General features: G+C 70.1%; 8 protein-coding genes. 3 read left to right on the top strand and 5 right to left on the bottom strand.

All coding sequences use genetic code 11. The features are described 5' to 3' along the window. The first annotated feature begins 39 nt into the window (after positions 1–39). Positions 40–1,680: a glucose-6-phosphate isomerase gene (gene pgi / locus JIM94_RS06790; protein WP_200250936.1), complete on the top strand. Its 1,641-nt coding sequence runs from the start codon at positions 40–42 to the stop codon at positions 1,678–1,680. Between the two features lie 159 nt (positions 1,681–1,839). Here pgi and JIM94_RS06785 read toward each other — a convergent pair whose 3' ends face one another. The 4 genes from JIM94_RS06785 to JIM94_RS06770 form a co-directional block, all read right to left on the bottom strand. Then, on the bottom strand, positions 1,840–11,067 hold the full coding sequence (locus tag JIM94_RS06785) for a type I polyketide synthase (RefSeq protein WP_248086239.1): 9,228 nt from the start codon (positions 11,065–11,067) through the stop codon (positions 1,840–1,842). Positions 11,068–11,513: 446 nt separating this feature from the next. Continuing rightward, a complete protein-coding gene (locus JIM94_RS06780) occupies positions 11,514–12,206 on the bottom strand; it encodes a TetR/AcrR family transcriptional regulator (protein ID WP_248086240.1) in 693 nt (230 codons plus the stop codon). Positions 12,207–12,293: 87 nt separating this feature from the next. Next, positions 12,294–12,707, bottom strand: a complete 414-nt coding sequence (locus JIM94_RS06775; RefSeq protein ID WP_200250930.1) for a YccF domain-containing protein — start codon at positions 12,705–12,707, stop codon at positions 12,294–12,296. 62 nt (positions 12,708–12,769) lie between these two features. Then, positions 12,770–13,618: an Fpg/Nei family DNA glycosylase gene (locus JIM94_RS06770; RefSeq protein ID WP_200250927.1), complete on the bottom strand. Its 849-nt coding sequence runs from the start codon at positions 13,616–13,618 to the stop codon at positions 12,770–12,772. A gap of 368 nt (positions 13,619–13,986) precedes the next feature. Between JIM94_RS06770 and JIM94_RS06765 the strand changes: the two genes are divergently transcribed. Beyond that, positions 13,987–14,265: a type II toxin-antitoxin system prevent-host-death family antitoxin gene (locus tag JIM94_RS06765; protein WP_336296541.1), complete on the top strand. Its 279-nt coding sequence runs from the start codon at positions 13,987–13,989 to the stop codon at positions 14,263–14,265. A 244-nt stretch (positions 14,266–14,509) separates the two neighbouring features. Further along, complete coding sequence (locus tag JIM94_RS06760; RefSeq protein ID WP_200250924.1) at positions 14,510–14,716, top strand: hypothetical protein; 207 nt, start codon at positions 14,510–14,512, stop codon at positions 14,714–14,716. Positions 14,717–14,749: 33 nt separating this feature from the next. Here the strand turns inward: JIM94_RS06760 and JIM94_RS06755 are convergent, their stop codons facing one another. Next, positions 14,750–19,672, bottom strand: a complete 4,923-nt coding sequence (locus JIM94_RS06755; protein WP_200250922.1) for an Lhr family ATP-dependent helicase — start codon at positions 19,670–19,672, stop codon at positions 14,750–14,752. Positions 19,673–19,675 lie beyond the last annotated feature (3 nt).

The following is a 19,675-nucleotide window of genomic DNA, read 5'->3' as shown; positions in this document are numbered from 1 at the left end:
GCCGTCCCGGCGACCGACATCCCTTGTAAGGAGACGTCCATGGCCAACGACATCACCACCACCCCGCAGTGGAAGGCGCTCGCGGAGCACTACCGGCACTTCGCCGGAACCACGCTCCGGAGCCTGTTCAGCGAAACCCCCGACCGGGCGGAGCGTTACACGATCGACGCCGCCGGGTTGCGTGTCGACCTGTCGAAGAACCTCGTCTCCGACGAGACCCTCGATCTCCTGGTGGACCTCGCCGACGCCGCCGACCTCAAGGGACGCACGGAGGCGATGTTCACCGGCGAACACATCAACAACACCGAGGACCGGGCCGTCCTCCACACCGCCCTGCGCATGCCCGTCGAAGATGAACTCACCGTCGACGGACAGGACATCGCCGCCGACGTCCACGAGGTCCTGGGACGTATGCGGGACTTCTGCCACGCACTGCGGTCCGGTGACTGGCTCGGGCACACCGGTCACACCATCAAGACCGTGGTCAACATCGGTATCGGTGGTTCCGATCTCGGCCCCGCGATGGCCGTGAAGGCGCTTCGTTCCTACGCGACCGCAGGCATCGACGCGAAGTTCGTCTCCAACGTCGACCCCGCCGACATGAGCGCAACCCTCGAAGACCTCGACCCAGGTTCAACCCTGTTCATCGTCGCGTCCAAGACGTTCACCACCCAGGAGACACTGGCCAACGCACACGCCGCGAAACGCTGGCTGCTCGAAGCCTTCGACGGCGACGGGTCGGCGGTCGCCAAGCATTTCGTCGCCGTGTCCACCAATGCGGAGAAGGTCGCGGAATTCGGCATCGACACGAACAACATGTTCGGGTTCTGGGACTGGGTCGGCGGCCGGTACTCCGTGGACTCCGCCATCGGGCTGTCCCTCATGGCGGTCATCGGCCCGCAGGACTTCATGCGCTTCCTCCAGGGCTTCCACGACATGGACGTCCATTTCCGCACCGCACCCGTCCGCGAGAACATCCCGGCGCTGATGGGGCTGTTCGGTGTCTGGTACGGCGACTTCCACCGCGCGGGCACACACGCTGTGCTACCCTACTCGGAGGACATGTCCCGGTTCCCGGCCTACCTCCAGCAGTTGACGATGGAGTCCAACGGCAAGTCCGTCCGGGTCGACGGATCAGCGGTGAACTGCCCCACGGGCGAGATCTACTGGGGTGAGCCCGGAACCAACGGACAGCACGCCTTCTACCAGCTCATGCACCAGGGGACCCGCATGGTCCCGGCCGATTTCATCGGTTTCGCCCGCCCGAAGCGGGATCTGCCCACCGCCGACGGCACGGGCAGCATGCACGACCTGTTGATGAGCAACTTCTTCGCCCAGTCCAAGGTCCTGGCGTTCGGCAAAACCAGGGAGGAGATCGCGGCAGAGGGCGTGCCGGAGCACCTGGTCACCCACAAGGTGATGCCCGGCAACCGTCCCTCGACGACGATTCTCGCCGAGGAACTCACCCCCTACGTCCTCGGCTCCCTCATCGCGCTCTACGAACACATCACCTTCACCCAGGGCGTCATCTGGGACATCAACAGCTTCGACCAGTGGGGCGTCGAGCTCGGCAAAAAGCAGGCCGGTGACCTTCTCCCCGCCGTTACCGGCGCCGAGAAGCCCGAATCCGGGGATTCCTCGACCGATGCACTGATCGGCTGGTACCGCTCGAACAGGTAGCGGCGATGCACCGATGGACCCCTGACGGGGACTGACGGAGACGCCCCCTCCGGCAAGTACCGCCGGAGGGGGCGTCGTCTCGTCTGCGCGGACCGGGATATGGAGGGCCCGGCCACGTCCCCGCGGCCGGGCCCTCGAATCACATCACGTGTCCCGTCGTCAGGCCCGCGGGAACACGCCGTCCTCCCCCAGCCGGACATCGGGGTCGAGGATCAGGTTGATCTCCGCCTCGTGTCCGCCTTTCTCGGGGAGCCTGCGTCCGACGGGCACCTCATAGAGCGGTGCGCGGCCGATCATGCCGGCCTCCAGCCTGCGGACACCGGCCTGCAGTCGGGCGCTGGCCCGCCGCCGCCATTCGTCGACGTCGTGGCCGGCGTTCGCCAGGGCCTTCTCGAAGCAGGTCGGGTGTGCGAGCACCACGACCGCCGAGACGTGCCCGAACCCGAGCGAGGTGAGTACGCCGGCCTTCACTCCCCCGACCCCGAGGTCGAGCGGTTCCCGCAGCCACACGAGGTTCGTGGCCTTCGGTGCGATCGCGGGATCGACGCAGTCGAGGGCGGCGTTGGCGGGCAGCTCACCGGTGGCGAGGATGTGGGTCAGGCCGCCGATCTGGAAGAGAGCGGCACCGCCCTTGGCGTGACCGGTGAGCGTCTTCTGGGAGACCACGAACATGGGGTTGTCCGTGCCGCGGCCGACAGTCGTCCACAGCTGCGAGTGCAGCTCGGACTCGTTGGGGTCGTTCGCGTTGGTGGAGGTGTCGTGCTTGGACACCACGCGGACGTCGTCCGGGGTGAGGCCCAGGCCCTTCAGGTTGCGGGCCAGGGCGGAGCGTTCCCCGCCGCGCGCCGCGCCCAGGGCACCGAGGCCCGGGGCGGGGATCGAGGTGTGTGCACCGTCGGCGTAGCTCTGGGCGTGGGCGACGACGGCGAGCACGGGCAGGCCGAGCTTCGCCGCGACATCGCCGCGGGCGATGATGACGGTGCCGCCGCCCTCGGCCTCGACGAAGCCGCCGCGGCGACGGTCGTTGGCGCGGGAGTAGAAGCGCTCGTCGATTCCCTTGTCGGCCATCGCCTGCGAGCGGGCGGTGGCGTTCATGTCGCCGAAGCCGGTGAGCGATTCGACGCTGATGTCGTCGATGCCGCCGGTGACCACGACCTCCGCCTTCCCGACCCGGATCTTGTCCACGCCCTCTTCCAGGGAGACCGCGGCGGTGGCGCAGGCGGCGACGGGGTGGATCATCGCGCCGTAGCCGCCGACCCAGGACTGCATGACGTGTGCGGCGACGACGTTGGGCAGGGCCTCCTGCAGGATGTCGCTGGGGCGGTCCTCACCGAGGAAGCGGGAGACGAACACCTTGTGCAGGGACTCCATGCCGCCGATGCCGGTGCCCTGGGTGCAGGCGACGTCACCGGGGTGCACGGCGGTGAGCAGTTCCGCCGGGGTGAAGCCGCTGGCGAGGAACGCGTCCACGGCGGTGACGAGGTTCCAGCAGGCGATCCGGTCGAGACCGTCGATCATGGAGGCGGGGATGCCCCAGTGGGCGGGGTCGAAGCCGGTGGGCATCTGGCCGCCGACGGTACGTGTGAGGCACGCCCTGCGCGGGATCGAGGCGCGGGCGCCCTTCGCCTTGTGCACCGTCCACTCGCCGTCGTCGCCCTGCCAGATCCGGGTGGTCGCCGGGTCGGCGTCGAGGTAGTCGCGGGCCTCGGATTCGCCCGCGACGGTGAATTCGATGTCGCGGTCGAGGTACACGGTCGCGAGGTCGATCGATCCCTGGTCGACGAGGGTGAAGTCGTCGACGAAGGTGCGGATGCCGGAGCGGGCGACGACCTCGTCGCGGAAGCGGTCGTGGATGTCCTCCTCGGCGACGGCGGCCCCGGAGTCGTCGTACCAGCCGGGTGTGGGGTCCTCCGCCCACGTGATCAGACCCATCATCCAGGCGAGTTCCATGACACCGGCCGCGGTGAGATCGACGCTGCCGTCGCGGTGGATCCCGTACTCGGCCTCGGTGCGGGTGCGCCCGGAGCCCCAGGACGAGACCTCACCGACACCGACGACGACGATGAGGTCCTCGAGGTCGGTGGTCACCTCGCCGATGTCGACGGGCTGCGGCTGTGCGCGGCGGGCCGGGGTGGGCAGGGCGCGGATCGTGGCACCTGTGTCCCCGGCATCGTCGGTGCCGGCCGCGGCCGCGGCCAGCGCGTCGCGGTCGATGCCGCGGGCGAGTTCGGGCAGGGACACCTCGGAGTCGGCGAGGCCACCGGTCAGGTCGGCGTCGATCGGGGCATCCGCCGCGCGGCGGCGGGCGTCCGGGGTGGCCAGTCCGAGCAGGTCGGCGGTGATCTCGTCGGGGGTGTAGACGTGGATGCCTGCCTTCTCCGCGGCGGGCACGAGCAGGTCGTTGCCGCCCATGAGGTTGGTGCCGGACACCCAGCCGATGCGGGCCTGGGCGAAGCTGATGTGCTCGGGCCAGCCGGTCTCGGAGTGCCACTTGGCGAGGATCGCGTCGAACGCTGCCTTGACCTCGCCGTAGGCCCCGTCTCCGCCGAAGGTGCCGCGGTTCGGGGAGCCGGGCAGGACGACGTGGGCGCGGGTGCCGACGGAGCCGGTGGCCGCGAGTCGGGCGAGTCCGGCGATGGTGCGTTCGACGGACCAGAGCAGCAGGCGGGCCTGGTTCTCTGCGGCGCCGCCGGCGTCGGCGAGCGACCCGGAGACCCGCGGTGCGGCGAACGGGAACGCGAGGGTCGGGATGAGCGCGGGCTTGGTCACGGTGACCTTCTCCCCGACGGTGACCTTCTCCTCGGTGCCGATCCAGTCGATCAGGGAATCGACGTCCCGGAAGGAGGACATGTTGGCGGGCACGAGCCAGAGCCGGGCGCCGGCGGTGGCGTGCGCCGCGTAGAGGCCGCGCGCGTACTCCTTGCGGGCCTGGCTGATGCGGGAGGCGGTCATGATGACCGTCGCTCCGCGCTCGAGCAGGCCGGCGACGACGGAACCGGCGATGGAGCCGGGCGCCGCGCCGGTGACCAGCGCGACCTCCCCGTCGAACTCGGGGGTGGAATCGCCCGTGGCGGCCTCGGCGATGCGGGCGAGCACCCCGCGACGGGTCTCGTCGTCGGTGCGTTCCGACCACCAGCGGGCCTGACCTGCCACGGTCTCCCCGGTACCCGCGAAGCGGGCGATGGTGACGGTGTCGTCGGTGGCCGCGTCGGCACCGGTGGCGATGCGGGCGAGTTCCTCACGGGCGATCGCCCAGCGGTCGTCGAAGAGCACGGCCCGCTCCGCGTCGAACACCGGGGTGACGAGTTTCAGCCACTGGGGGCCGAGCTCCGACTCGACGGCCTCGAGCAGGGCCCCGTCCGCGGAACCGCCGTCGGTCTCCTCGGGCGACGGGGTGAGCCCCAGGGTGTCGAGGATGGTGCGGGCGGTTTCCGCGAGGACACCGTCCGGTCCGGTGACGGTGTCGGCGTAGGCGTCGAGGGCCGCGGAATCGACCACTCCCCCGCCACCACCGGTCGACCCGCCGCCGAGGGAGACCTCGGTGCCGTTCGCCGCGGCGACGGCACGGACGGCGGCATCGATGAGGGTGTCGAAGTCGGCCGTCGACGTCGGCTGCGCGCCGGGCAGGGTACCCAGCTCGCCGCCCCGCACCGATTCCTCGGTGCGGGTGCCGAGGACGAGTTCCACCTCGACGGGGGCGACCCAGCTGGTCGGCAGACCCCAGGTTCCGGTGACCCGGTCGCCGATGTGGGCCGCCTTGGACCCCGCCTGCGCTGCGAGGGTGCGCAGGCGGGCGCCGGTCAGTTCGGAGAGCACCGGGCCGAAGGGCGTGTAGCCGGGGGCGGCGGTGGTCACCCGGGACTTCAGCGTGGTGACGTCCGCCTCGGCGGCACCGTCGATCGTGGGGACGCCGAGTTCGGCGGCCATGTCCATCAGCAGCTGGTTCCGCCTCGATGAGACGCCGTTGGTCAGTGTCTCGGTGGTGTCGGTGCCGGTGATCTGCTCGGTGCGCAGCTTGTTCTGCACCGCGAACAGGGTGATGATCGCGTCGGCCGCGGTGAAGTTCAGTTCGGGCGCGGGTCCCGCGGCCTGCCCACCTGAGGGGGCGGGAGTGGCGGGGGTAGCCGCGATCTCCGCCGTGGCGGGAACGGGGTCCGGGGTGGCGGTCGCGGTCCCGGGATCGACGGCGGCGGGTTCGTCAGCGGCCGCGTCGACATGGTCCTCGTCGGCGGTGTCCGTGGCGGGGGCGTCCTGCTGATCGGTCAGGTACACCACCGGTTCGTCGCGCTCCAGGTTGTGGACCGTCGTGGTCGCGGTCGCGAACTGCGGCAGTTCGAGGGTGCGGGCCATGAGGTTCGCCAGCGTCGGGGAGGACGCCAGGCCGACCTCGACGACGTGCTCCACGCCCCGGTCGCCGAGCAGCAGCGCCTGGGTCTCGATCCACCGGACCGGGGAGGCGAACTGCCAGGACAGCAGCTCGATGAGCAGCCGCCGGGCGAGTGCCGCCGGGTCATCGGAGGCGAGCTTGTCGAACGCGCCGTCCGCACCGAGCAGCTCCCGCAGGGGCTCGGCGGGGACGACGGCGAGAATGGACTCAGCGAAGTCGCGGGTCAGCTCGAAGGGGCGGGCGACGAGGTTCGGGATGTAGCGGTCGACCAGGGCGTCGACGTCGAGGTCGGTGGGCAGCAGGGCGTCGAGCTTCTCCGCGAACGCGGCGACACCGGGGCGCAGCACCGAGGAGTGGAAGGGGACGTCGATGCCGGGGATCGGGATGAACGCGCGACGTCCGCCCGCGGCCTCCGCACGATCGGCGGCGTCGGCCTCGAGTGCCTTCAGCCCGGCGAGGGTTCCGGCCACGGCGTACTGCTGGCCTGCGACGTTGAAGTTCACGATCTCCAGGAACTCGCCCGAGGCTTCCGCGATGGAGCGGACGTACTCCACCACGCCGTCGTCGTCCACGCCGAACTGGTTCGGCCGCAGCGCGCCGAGGCCGTAGTTGGAACGGCCCCGGTCGTCGCGCGGGACGAGGGAGTGCATGGCCGAGCCGCGGGAGAAGACGATGTCGATGACGCCCTCGAGCTCGAAGATCCCGGCCGTCGACGCGAGCGAGGTGTACTCGCCCAGCGAGTGCCCGGCGTACATCGAGCCGGGGACGAGCAGTCCCTCGTGCCGCAGGCGCTCGGTCTGACCGTAGGCGACGACGGCGAGAGCGACCTGGGTGAACTGCGTGAGGTAGAGGACACCCTTCGGGTGCCGGTAGACGGTCTCCCCCACCCTCAGCTCGACGGGGTTGTCGTCGACGACCTGGATGATGGAGAACCCGAGCGCGGCGCGGGTGTGTTCGTCGGCCCGCCGCCAGACGGCGCGGGACGCCGCGGAGGCGGCGCGGTCCGCGCTCGCCATGCCCTGTGCCTGGATTCCCTGGCCGGGGTAGACGTAGGCGGTGGTCGGTGCCTCGAGGAGCGCCTGGCCGCGGGAGACGACGACCCCGTCGATACGGCAGGTGATCTCCACGGCCGGGTTCGGGCCGCTGCGTCCGACGCGCTCGACGGTGATCTCCACGACGTCATCGAGCTGCACCATGCCGTACATGGAGTAGGTCCAGCCGAGCAGTCGGGCCGGGCGGCTGCCGGGCTCCGCTGCGGTGGCGAGGTGCTGGGCGGTGGCCGACAGCCACATGCCGTGCACCAGCGGTGCGTCGAGGCCGACGAGGCGGGCCGCGTTGGTGGAGGTGTGGATCGGGTTGTAGTCACCCGACACCACGGCGAAGGGGGTCATGTCGCCCGGCGCGGTGACCGTCGCGCGGCGGATGAAGCTGCGCGGGGTGTCGTCGATCGCGGCCTCGACGCCACCGAACTCGGGTGCCGCCGGTGCGGGGTCGGTGGTGGTGACGCGGCCGCGGATGGCGAAGCGTTCCACCATCGTGGCGATCACGTCACCGTCGTGGTGCAGGACGAGGTCCACGGTGACGATGCGGCCCGATGCGGATTCGTCGAAGGGGCGGGTGCGGGCCTCGACGTCGATGTGCCGGTCGGTGCCGTCGCGCAGTTCGGCGAGCGGGACCCGGAGGTCCACGCAGTGGTCGAGGTGCACGGCGTTGAGCAGACCCTCGATGACGGGGTAGCCGTCGGAGAGTTTGCCGGAGCCGAGGGCGGTGTAGATGGCGGGCCAGCAGGGCCCGACGAGGGCGTCTGCGGTGCCGGGCGCGGTGCGTACCCCGGTGAGTGCGGCGCCGGTGACCGCGGTGTGCGCGGTGAACAGGTGGGCGGGCAGGGTGAAGGAGTCGCGGACGACGCCGAACACCGAGCCCTCGTCATCGTGGACGCGGGGCAGGTCGGTGATGTCGTCACCGGCCGCCGAGGTGGACCCGACGCCGGCCACGCCGGCGAGCAGCGCGTAGACGCTGTCGGGGAGGTGTTCCCGGGAGACGACCGGCACGGCGCCGGTGGCGCAGGGCTCCCCCAGCAGGACGGGGATGTCGACGTGCTCGATGACGAAGGGGTGCTCACCCTCGAGTCCGTCCCAGTAGGAGTCGCAGAGGATCCGGATCGTCCACGGGTCGCCGTCCGTGTCGGGTTCGAGGAGTTCGAAGGCCTCGGGGTCGAGGACGTGGGCGGGGTTGTCGATGAGGTGACCGTGCCACACGATGTGCGGGGCGGCCAGCAGGAAGTCCCGTTCGGTGACGGCGGAGGCCAGTCGGGAGAACACCTCGTGGACCGGGGCGTCGTGTTCCCGCAGTTCCTCGACGCAGGCGGCCTCGAAGCGGCCGAGGAGCTCCGCGACGGGTTCGTCGACGCGGTCGATGCCCGCGACGGAGACCGGTCCGGGGATGCAGCGGACCTTGTCGGCGTCGTAGCGCTCGTCGTGTGCCTGCCAGAGTGTGTCCAGTCCCCACCAGCGGGCGATGTCGGCGTCGATGGCCGGTACCCAGGGCATGGGCTTGTGGTGCTTGCGGTTGAGCCCGATGAACCAGGCGGCGTCCCGGGCGCCGACGATGGTGTCGGTGGCCTCCGGGTAGCGGGCGATCAGCTTCTCGACGGCTGCGGGGCCGTCGGTGATGGAGTCGATGTCGGGGAACAGGGTGGGGATCTCGCCGTGGTCGACGGGCGCGAGGCGGGCCTCGATGCGGTGGACGAGGTCGAGGAAGCGGTCGGACCAGCTCGGGTCGGTCCAGGGCCAGGCGAGTTCGACGAAGCGCCGCAGCCACTGCGCGTAGGTCATCTCGGAGACCTCACCGAAGTAGGGCTTCGCGGTGGCGTCGAGGGCCGCGATGATCTCGTCGCGGCGCGCGGCGACGGCCTCGTCGGAGGAGGTGTCCAGGGAGCTGAGCAGTCGGGAGCAGCGGGCCGAGGAGTTGTCCACCTCGTACATGTCGGCGTGCAGGTGGGAGAGACCCGAGGTCACTCCGCCACGGGAGCTCCCGCGGCCGACCCAGCCGCCGGCGTCATCCGGGTCGACGCCGGGTGTGTCGACGAGGAGCTGCTTGACCTGCGGTGAGGTGGTGGCCTCCTTCGTGGTCATCGCCGCGGTGCCGACGAGGACCCCGTCGACGGGCATGGCCGGCATGCCGTGGCGGGTCGCCCAGGAGCCGGTGATCCACTGCGCGGCCTTGTCCGGGGTGCCGATGCCGCCGCCGACGAGGACGACGACGTTGTCGTGGGCGCGGATCTCCGCGTAGGTGGTCAGCAGCAGGTCGTCGAGGTTGACCCAGGAGTGGTGGCCACCCGCGTGCCCGTCCTCGATCTGCATGATGACCGGGGTGTCCGGGTTGGCCTCCGCGATGGCGAGGCAGGCCCGGATCTGCTCCACGGTGCCGGGCTTGAAGCAGACGTAGGGGAATCCGTCGGCGTTGAGGCCGGTGATGAGCTCGGTGGCCTCCTCGACCTCGGGGATGCCCGCGGAGATGGTCACGCCGTTGAGCGAGACACCCGTGGCGCGGGCCCGGGAGACGATGCGCTGCGCCCCGAACTGGAGGTTCCACATGTAGCGGTCGAAGAACATCGAGTTGAACTGGGCGCAGCGGCCCTGGTCGAGCTGCGCGACGAGTCCGTCCCGGTTCTTGGCGAAGACCTCCTCGGAGTACTGTCCGCCGCCGGCCATCTCCGCCCAGAATCCGGCGTTCGCCGCGGCGGCGACGATGCCCGGATCGACGGTGGTCGGCGTCATGCCCGCGAGGATCACCGGCGAGTTGCCGGTGAGGGTGGTGAACTTCGTCTCCACGCTGAACGAGCCGTCGGAGAGATGCAGCAGCTTCGGGGCGAAACGGGAGAAGTCACTGGCCTGCGGCAGTTCGGTGCCCGGTGTCGCCAGCCGGTCACGCTCGGCGACGGTGGAGGCGTCGATGACGGCGATTCCCCGACCCTGCAGGAGTGGGCGGGTCATCCGGTCCAGTGCCCCGCCCGGATCGATGACCAGCAGGTGCGAGCAGTTGTCCAGACAGTCGGCGAGTTCGGTGGCCCAGTCGTGGTGGTCGACGAGGATCGACCGGGCGAGATCGGTCGCGGGGACGTCCCCCAGGTCACACCGGGTGGACAGCGCCACGGCGCGGTCGACGGCGGGAACCATCGACGAGTGGTGGAAGGGGGCCGCGACCTCGAGGACGTTGAACACGGGCTCGATCAGTGAACCGCCCCGTTTCTTGTCCACGATCCCCTCGTTGTGGCGTTCAGCGGCGGCGGTCAGTGTGGCCCGGACGCGGGCCAGCCCCTCGGATCCTCCGGCGAGCACGAAGTGGCGGGGACTGTTGCACAGTGCGACCTCCACCCCGGATTCGGTGACGTCGGCCAGTGCGGCGTCGATTCCCTCATGGCAGAAGCCGCGGACACTCAGCATGCAGGATTCGTCCGGGCTGAGGCCGAGCTCCCGTGCGCGGGCGGAGGTCACGGCCCCGAGGACGAGAGCGAAGGCGACCACGTCGACGAGCCGGGAGCGGTCCCCGTCCGCGATGGCCCCGGCTGCGGCGACTCCGATACCGCCCTGGGAGTGACCGGCGAAGCGCCAGGAACCGAGATCGACCCCGGCGTCGGTGAGCTGGTGGAGGGCACCGATCTGCGCGAGCGTGATACCCGCGACGGAGACCGCGGGCTCCCGGTCGATGGGCAGCCGGTGCGGAGCCGCCCCGCCGATCAGGGAGTGCAGACGTTCGCGGGCACCGGGGACGATGATCGAGATGTCACGGGCGACCGGGGCGCAACGGTGCCAGGCGGCGTCGAGAAGCTCATCGAGGAGTCGGCCGGTCGACGTGTCCGTCACGCTGTCGGCGAGCGCCTCGACCCACTGTGACGCCTGTCCGGCGAACAGTATCCCGGGGTGCGGAATCCGGTGCAGCGGGGTCTCACCGGCGGTGAAGCTGGTGATGTCGTTGGTGTCGGCGTGCGTGGTGGTCACTGGTGGGACTCCTCGGGAAAGACATCGACGGCGGTACGCCGTGCCGTTCCCCTCCCCGACACCGGGGTGTGGGGAGAACTGCCGGTCACGGTCACCTGCCGTCGTGTTCGGATTGACGGTGCTGACTGTTCTTCGGCGACCCGGTCCCCTCCCCCGTGTCCACGGTTGCCCCGGGACACGGGGAAACCGGGAGACCGGCGGAGAACGGATCAACCTGCACCCGGAGCGTATGAGCGTTAGGTTAGCCTGTCGAATACATTTCTGTATCAAAGCGATACATTCGTGTATCGCAGCCGCTCACGCCGCCCGCAACCGTCGATGTGTTCTTTCCCGCATCCGGTACCGTGCCGGACGGGCACCACACGGCACTGTCGCCGGAACGGTTGCCCCCGCAGCGCCCAGACACCAGCGGGACATGACAGACACCCGGCCCGGTACGGACCGGATCACTCCGACGCCGGCCCACCGGCGGGCGCCGACGAAGCCATCAGCAGGGTGAGCAGCAGATCGAGAATGTCGTCGAGTTCCAGCATCGTCCCCCGGCGACGGTGCTCCCCCTCGACGTTCTCCAGCCGGTCCCGCCACACCGACACCCCCGTGTAGCGCATCGTGATGCCGATGACGGCCTGCGCGATCGCCTCGGTGCGCTTGACCGGGACCCGGTCGACCTCCGCGAGCATCAGCTCCAGCGCCCGCCCGACACCCATGACGAAATCGCGGTTGATCTCCATGAACTGCATCGCCCACTCCGGTTCCCGGGCGGCGCGGGCGAGAAGTTCGTTGTGCAGGACGAGGAAATCCCGGTCCAGCCCCAACCGCTCCCTGGTCCGCAGCAGCGCATCGGTGAGCTTCTCGGCCGCCACCTCGTCCGAACACGAGGTGTGGCGCGCACCGGGATGGAACGCTGCGACCCACTCACGGGTCACGGCGTCGAGAAGCTCGATGACCCGCGCGTACTCATCCCGGACAACCAGGGTGAACAGTGCGTCCTTGTCCGCGAAATTGGAGTAGAACGCACCCCGGGTGAAGCCGGCGGTCCGACAGATACGTTCCAGGGTGCAACCCTCGAAACCGTGGGCGACGATGACCTCCCGGGTCGCCGAAACCAGTTTCGCCCGGGTCTCCGGATTACTGCGCACCGTGCTCATCTCCTCGGCAAGTCTCACCGGCGCCAGCGGCGGCCGGGACGGGGATGCCGGGACGGCACCCGCGTCACTGTCAGTGGGTCACATCCGCACCATCGGGTGATACCCGACCGGGATCCGGTTGTTGTCGACGATCTGCTTACCGAAGGGGAAACAGGTCACCGGGATCATCTTGAGGTTCGCCAGCGCGAGCGGGATACCGATGATGGTCACCGCCTGGGTCACCGCCGTGGTCAGGTGCCCGAGAGCCAACCAGAAACCGGCGACGACGAACCAGATCACGTTGCTGACGGCGCTGAGCCCACCGATGCCGGTGTCCGGGACGATGACCGAGCGACCGAACGGCCACAGGGCGTAGTTGGCCATCCGGAAGGAGGCGACGCCCGCGGGAATGGTGACGATGAAGAGGCACGCCACGACCCCGAAGATCACGTAGGCCAGAGCCAGCCACACACCGCCGAATACGAACCAGATGATGTTCAGGAGGAGCTTCATGCCCCCATTCTATGGCCACTTTCCGGGCGTTTCCTGTGCTTCGCCCCCGAGTACGACACGGATCACCGACCGTTCCCGGCCACACCGCCCGACACCGGCTGGCAGTGGGAACACCACCAGATGACCCGCTCCAGCTCGCCGTCGTCCCCGCCCCCGTCGACGCCACCGAGGGAACTCTGCTCGATCAGGGTTCCGCACCTGCGGCACGGGCGGTGGTTTCGTCCGAAGACGTAGGTCGTCTCCCCCGCACGTTTCACACCTGTGGTGACCCGCACCGGTTCAGCGCGGTTCGCCCACATCAGCCGGCGGGTCACATCGAGGACCCGGTCCACGTCCACCTCCGAAACAGGCGTCGCGGGGTGGACACCGCACAGGAAACAGATCTCCGCGCGGTACTCGTTACCCACACCCGCCAGATTCCTCTGGTCGAGCAGCGCGGCGCCGATGGCCCGGTCCGGGCGGGCCAGAATGCGGCGCCGCGCCTCGTCCCGCCCCCATTCAACCCAGTCGTCGTAGAGCACGTCCGGGCCGAGATACCCCATCCGCTCCCGGTACCCGGATGCGGGGAACACCCGCACGAGCCCCAGGTCGAAGCCGACGACCTCGATCGGCACACGGCCGGGGCCGTCACCGAGCTGAAGAACCACCCGCGCCGCGTGCCCGGGTTTCCGCCACCGGGTCCCCCTCCGGTGCACGGACCAGGTGCCCTCCATCTTCAGGTGGGTGTGCAGGATCCGGTCGCCGAAGGACATGAACAGGTGCTTGCCGAGCGGCCACACCGCGCCCACGCTCTCCCCGGTGAAGGAGACGGTGGCGTACCGGGGCACGCGTATCGACGTCGAGGTCACCTCGCGTCCGCACATGAACTGCATCCGCGCGGACAGCTGGTGGACGGAATCACCCTCGGGCACGGGGCTCCTTTCAGGGTTGCGGGATTGCCTGATCAACCGGGGCGGCTGATCGTCGAACGCAGTGAACACGGATACCCTTCATCAAGCGATCACCAGCTGTGGGCCCCGGCACCGACCCCTGTGCCGGTCAGGTCGGACAAGGCCTGAGTCCTCTCCTTCAAAACCTGCGGTGTCACCACCGGAGTGCCACGATCATCTTTCGGGCGGTGCACCCGTTCGCCACAACGTATCGACGATGTCGATTATGCGTCCTCCTCAGATCCTCCCGTGACATCGACCGGCTTCGATACCGGCACCGCGCCGAAAATAACCTGTGCAACACGACGATCGTGCTGGCACGTATCCGTCCGGAACAACCCAGCATCATTGTGTGCAACTTGTACAGGTTGCACACTGCGGCCACGGCATCCGTGACGCTGTCCCAGCTCCGCAATCGCCAGAGTGACTACATCGCCACCGCGCAGAGCGAGCCGGTGGAGATCACTTCCCGAGGTGCCGGACGCCGGGCAGTCCTCGTCTCGCCCGAGTTCTTCGACCGCGCGGTGAAGGCGATGGAAGATCTGGCGGACATCCCCGCCGCAGACGAGGCACGGAAGGAAACCGGACGAGTGTCCCAGGAGGAACTTGAACGCGAACTCGGGCTCTGATCCGGACTCATGCCCCATACGATCAGTTACGTACCATCAGTGGCGAAAGCCCTGCGCAAACTCGACGGAAGCGCCGCCCGCCGGTTGGTCGCCGCGATCCGGGAATTGGCGTCGGAACCGGGTTCACTCTGCTCCACGAGCCGGGAACCCACACATCCACGAACAATGTTATTCTCGGCGGCACATCCGTCGGCTTCCACGGGCGGATCACGATAACCACGGACGCGGTGAGGGGAGAACCGGAATGATCCTCAGGACAGTCGTCGCGCTCACCGGAACAGCCGCGATCTTCTTCGTCTTTCTCGGTGTGCTGCAGGACTGGGACATGAATTCCGCGGCGAAAAGCATCTTCGCCCTGCTGTTCAGTGCGGTGTTCGCCTATCTCATCTTCCGCGATCACCGGAAGAGGCGATCGCAGGTCCCCGGCCGAACTGCGCCGGCACCGCACTGACCCCCTTCCCCGTGCGTCCGGAACCCGGATCCCTCACCGCCCCGGCTGCCTCGGCCTGCGGAACCCGCCGCCGGGCGGTGGGTCGTCGAAGGTGAGGTCGATGTCGGCGGTGTCGGCATCGGCCGCGGCCTCGGACAGTGACCGTCCCCGTCGGGTACGTGCCACCCGGGGCATGACGGTGCCGGTGGTTCCGGCCAGCCGCAGTCCCTTCGGGGTGATCGCGGCACCCGCCGAGCGGAAGTCCCCGACCAGCGGCGATTCGAGGGCCGGTTCCCCGCCGATCTTCTCCACGGTGAACCGGGCCATCCGCCCCGTCGCGACCGCGTCCACCAGGGCGGCGACCACGAGGGCCACCATCTCCGACTCCCCGACGGGGCAGATTCCGGTGAACAGGGTGAGGCTGCGGCCTCCCCGGGTGAGGTACGCCAGCGGCAGTCCGTCGGCCAGGATCACCACGGCACCGGCGCCACGGGTCGGTCGCGCCCCCGGGCAGTCGGGCCACGGTAGAGCGGCTCCGTAGGGGTTCGCCGGATCAGCGGCGGCGAGCAGGACCACGTCCGGATCGGTGGTGCCCGACGGCCAGCCCTCGACGTCCGGGGTGTCGGCCAGTCCCCGGAGCCGGTCGATGACGGCGGTGGTGGAGAACTGTGCGGCGCCGAGGCCGTCGATGACGTAGCCGCGCATCGCCCTGCCGGTCTCCTCGAAGGAGGACAGTACCTTGTAGGCGAGCGCGAACCCGCCGGTGACGTCCTCGGCGACGACACTGCCCCGGGTGACCACGCCGTACCGGTCCAGCCACGCCTCGCCGTGCGCGACGGAGCGGGTCGTCGGGTCGGTGGCCGGGGTCACGGCGGCGGCCCACCGGCCCACCATGTCCGGCGGGACGGAGACCGCCGTCGTGTTCGCCCGTTCGGCCTGTGCGAAGCGGGTGCGTCCCATGCGCAGGCGGTTGCGGGCGGGTCTGCGTTTCGCCCGGTGCGCCGTGGCGCCGGAGGTCGTTCCCGCGAGGCGGGCCCGCAGCGGTGCGAAGCTGTCCGGGCTGACCAGTCCCAGTTCGACGAGTTCCCGGAGGGCGTCCGCCAGATCGCGGGCCTCGACCGTACGTGGCACGGCGATGTCGAGGTCGTCCTGCACGAGGGTGGACACTTCCCCGAGCAGCTCGGCGAAGTGGAAACCGCCGCCGCGGCGCAGCACGGTGAGCACCGCCTCCTGCAGTCCGGTGAGCGTGGGCGGGTCGGTCCGCGGGGCGAGCTGTGCGGCGTAGTCGGTGGGCAGCAGCATGATCCACGGGTCCCGGGTACCGGCGGAGCCCGCGCCCAGGATGAGCACCTCTCCGGTGGCGGTCAGCTCGTCGAGCAGGCGCGGGGTGTAGTCACCGACGCGGGCCGGCAGGACGAGGGTCTCCCAGGCACTCGCGGGCAGGCGGACACCGGCGAGCTGTTCGATGACCGTGTACACGCCGTCCGCACCGCGCAGTACCGGGCGACGACCGACGCCGGCGATCTGGTGCCAGTCGGTGAGGAAACGCGCGAAGGTCGAACCGCTGACGGGCTCGGCCTGGGAACGGGCGAGCGCCAGTGATCTGCCGCGGATGGTGCGCAGGACCTCGACGGCGCAGTACTCGGGCCCCTCGACCCCGGCACGGTAGTGCCCCTCGATGACGGTTCCGTCGGTGACGGCCTGGCGGAGCGCGGTGTGCGCGGCGGCGGGCGCGAGCCCGAAGGTCTCCGCCAGGTCCCCGAGGGTGAACGGGCCGCGGGTTCGGGCGAAGCGGTTCACGAGCTGGGCCAGTGCGTCGGTGACGGTGGCCGGTTGCGCCGCAACGCCGGCGGGTACCGGCACGCCGAGGGCGTCGCGGAGCAGCGGGGCGTCGAGGGACTGCGCCAGGTGCTCGGTTCCGGCGATGCGCACGAGCATGACCCGGTCGCGGAGGTGGTCGAGGGCGAGGTCGACGACGGTGCCGGGCTCACCGAAGGTGCAGTGTTCGTGGACACCGGTGACGGGGACGGGGCCGATGATGCGCAGCACGTCGGCGAGTTCCTCCGGACCTCGGGCCTTCCGGCCGTCGGCGGTGCGCTGCAGCTGGGCGTGGACCTCGGTGATGACCCCGGCGTCGAGGAGTTCCCTGAGTTCCACGGTTCCGAGCAGTTTCGCCAGGAGCGCGGGGTCGAGGGCGAGGGCCGCCGCACGTTTCTCCGCGAGCGGGGTGTCGCCCTCATACATGAACGCACCGGTGTAGTTGAACAGCAGCGAGGAGGCGAAGGGGCTGGGTTGGTCGGTGGTGATCTCCGCGATGCGGACGCGACGTGCACCGAGATCGGCGCACAGCTGCTTCAGCGCCGGGAGGTCGTAGACGTCCTGGAGGCACTCGCGCACCGTCTCCAGGATGACGGGGAACGACGGGTATTTCCGGGCGACGTCGAGGAGCTGCGCGGAGCGCTGGCGCTGCTGCCACAGCGGCGCCCGTTTGCCGGGGGTGCGGCGCGGCAGGAGCAGCGCGCGGGCCGCGCACTCCCGGAACCGGGAGGCGAACAACGCCGAGTTGCCGACCTCCCGGGTGACCAGGTCCTCGATGTCGTCGGCGTCGAAGGTGAACAGGTCGGCGCCGGGTTCACCGTCCATGTCGGGCAGGCGGAGGACGATGCCGTCGTCACCCGCGACCGCCTGGGCGTCCATGCCGGTGTTCTCCGCGATCCGTGCTCCGACGGCGAGCGCCCACGCCGCGTTCACCCCACGCCCGTAGGGGCTGTGCAGGATGATGCGCCAGTCCCCCAGCTCGTCGGTGAAGCGTTCCAGCACCAGCGTCCTCTCGTCCGGGACGATTCCGGTGGCGTCGGCCTGCTCCGCGAGATAGCGCGTGAGATTGTCGTGCGCCCAGGTGTCCAGGCCGAGCCCCGCCGCGCGTGCCGGGTCGGCGGCGACCTCGCGGCGGAACGCCCCGAGTGCGGCTCCGAGTTCGGCGGGACGGCCCGCCTGGTCCCCGTTCCAGAACGGCAGTCTGCCGGTGTGCCCGGGGGCCGGGGTGACGATGACCCGGTCGCGGGTGATCTCCTCGACCCGCCAGCTCGACGCCCCGAGGGTGAACACGTCGCCCACCCGGGTCTCGTAGACCATCTCCTCGTCGAGGTCACCGACCCGGCGGGGTGCCCCTCCGTTCTCACCGGTGGCACCCGCGAGGAACACGCCGAACATGCCCCGGTCCGGAATGGTGCCGCCGGAGGTGACGGCCACGCGCTGGGCTCCGGGCCGGGTGGTGAGCATTCCCGTGACCCGGTCGTAGACGACGCGGGGCCGCAGTTCCGCGAAGTCGGTGGACGGGTACACGCCGGAGGCCAGGTCGATGACGGCGTCGAACACCTCGCGCGCGAGGGTGGCGTACGGGTGGGCCCGGCGGACGGCCCCGTACCACTCGGCGACGTGGATGTCGCGGGCTGCGACGGTGGCGACGGTCTGCTGGGTCAGCACGTCGAGGGGGTTACGGGGGACGGTCAGTTCCTCGATCGCCCCGGCCCGCATCCGTTCGACCGTGACCGCGCTCTGGACGAGATCGGAACGGTGCTGCGGGTAGAACGAACCCCTGGAGACCGCGCCGACGGTGTGTCCGGCGCGGCCGACGCGCTGCAGTCCGGCGGCGACCGACGGCGGCGAGGCCACCTGGATGACGAGGTCGACGGCGCCCATGTCGATGCCGAGTTCCAGGGACGAGGTGGCCACCACGCAGGTGAGCTCGCCGGACTTGAGCTGCTCCTCGATGCGGGCGCGTTCCTCCTTGCTCACCGACCCGTGGTGGGCGCGGGCGAGGATCGTGTCGGCCCTCCCGGCGACGTCGACGGATTTCATCAGCTGCGCCGGTGGCCTCCGGGTCGGTGCGGAGAGCGCACCCGGGTCGTGTTTCTCGGCGTGGATCTCGTTGAGTCTGCTGGTCAGTCGCTCTGCGGTGCGGCGTGAATTGACGAAGACGAGGGTGGAACGCGCCCGGGTGATCTCCTCGTGGAGCTCGGTCTCGATGAACGGCCAGATGGAGCCCGCGGTGGGCAACGCCGATTCCCGCGGAGCACCTGTCGACGCCGCGGGCCCACCGGTTCCGTCCAGCGACGCGGTCAGACCGAGGGGATCGTCGACGACGGCGCCGCCGATGGTGGAGGAGTGTTCCGGGGTGGGCAGGTCGGACATGTCGGGGACGGGGACGTGGACGTCGAGTTCCCACCGTTTCTCGCTGCCCGGCGCGATGATCGCGACGTCGCGGTCGGTTCCGCCGAGGAACGCGGCGACCCGTTCGAGGGGCCGGACGGTGGCCGAGAGTCCGATGCGCTGCACCGGCCGCTCGGTGAGCAGTTCCAGGCGTTCGAGGGACAGCGTGAGGTGCACACCGCGTTTCGTGCCCGCGAGGGCGTGGATCTCGTCGATGATGACGGTGCGCACGCCGGCGAGTGTGCCCGCCGCCTTCGAGGTGAGCATGAGGTAGAGCGATTCGGGTGTGGTGATGAGGATGTCCGGCGGGTTGCGCTGCTGGCGGGCCCGTTCCTTCGCCGGGGTGTCCCCGGAGCGGACGCCGACGGTGATGTCCGGCGCCGCGACGCCGAGGCGGTCGGCGGCACGGGCGATCCCGGTCAACGGGGCGCGGAGGTTGTTCTCCACGTCGACGCCGAGTGCCTTGAGCGGGGAGATGTAGAGGACCTTCACCCCGGCGCCGTCGGTGCCGGTGGATGCGGGCGCCGGCTCGGCGCCTTCCGGGGCGGGCAGCCGGGTCTGCCCGGGGCGTGCGGTGAGCGAGTTCAGGGCCCAGAGGAACGCCGCGAGGGTCTTGCCGGAGCCGGTGGGGGCGACGACGAGCGCGTGTCCGCCGGTGGAGATCTCGGCCCACGCCTGTTCCTGTACGGCGGTGGGTCGGGCGAAGACGTCCGTGAACCAGGTCCTGACCTCCGGTCGGAAGCGGTCGAGTGTGGACGTCGGCATGCT

Source organism: Corynebacterium pygosceleis (assembly GCF_016595275.2).
Taxonomy (GTDB): domain Bacteria; phylum Actinomycetota; class Actinomycetes; order Mycobacteriales; family Mycobacteriaceae; genus Corynebacterium; species Corynebacterium pygosceleis.
The sequence above is the reverse complement of the archived record's forward strand: the minus strand, read 5'-3'. Positions and strand labels throughout refer to the sequence as shown.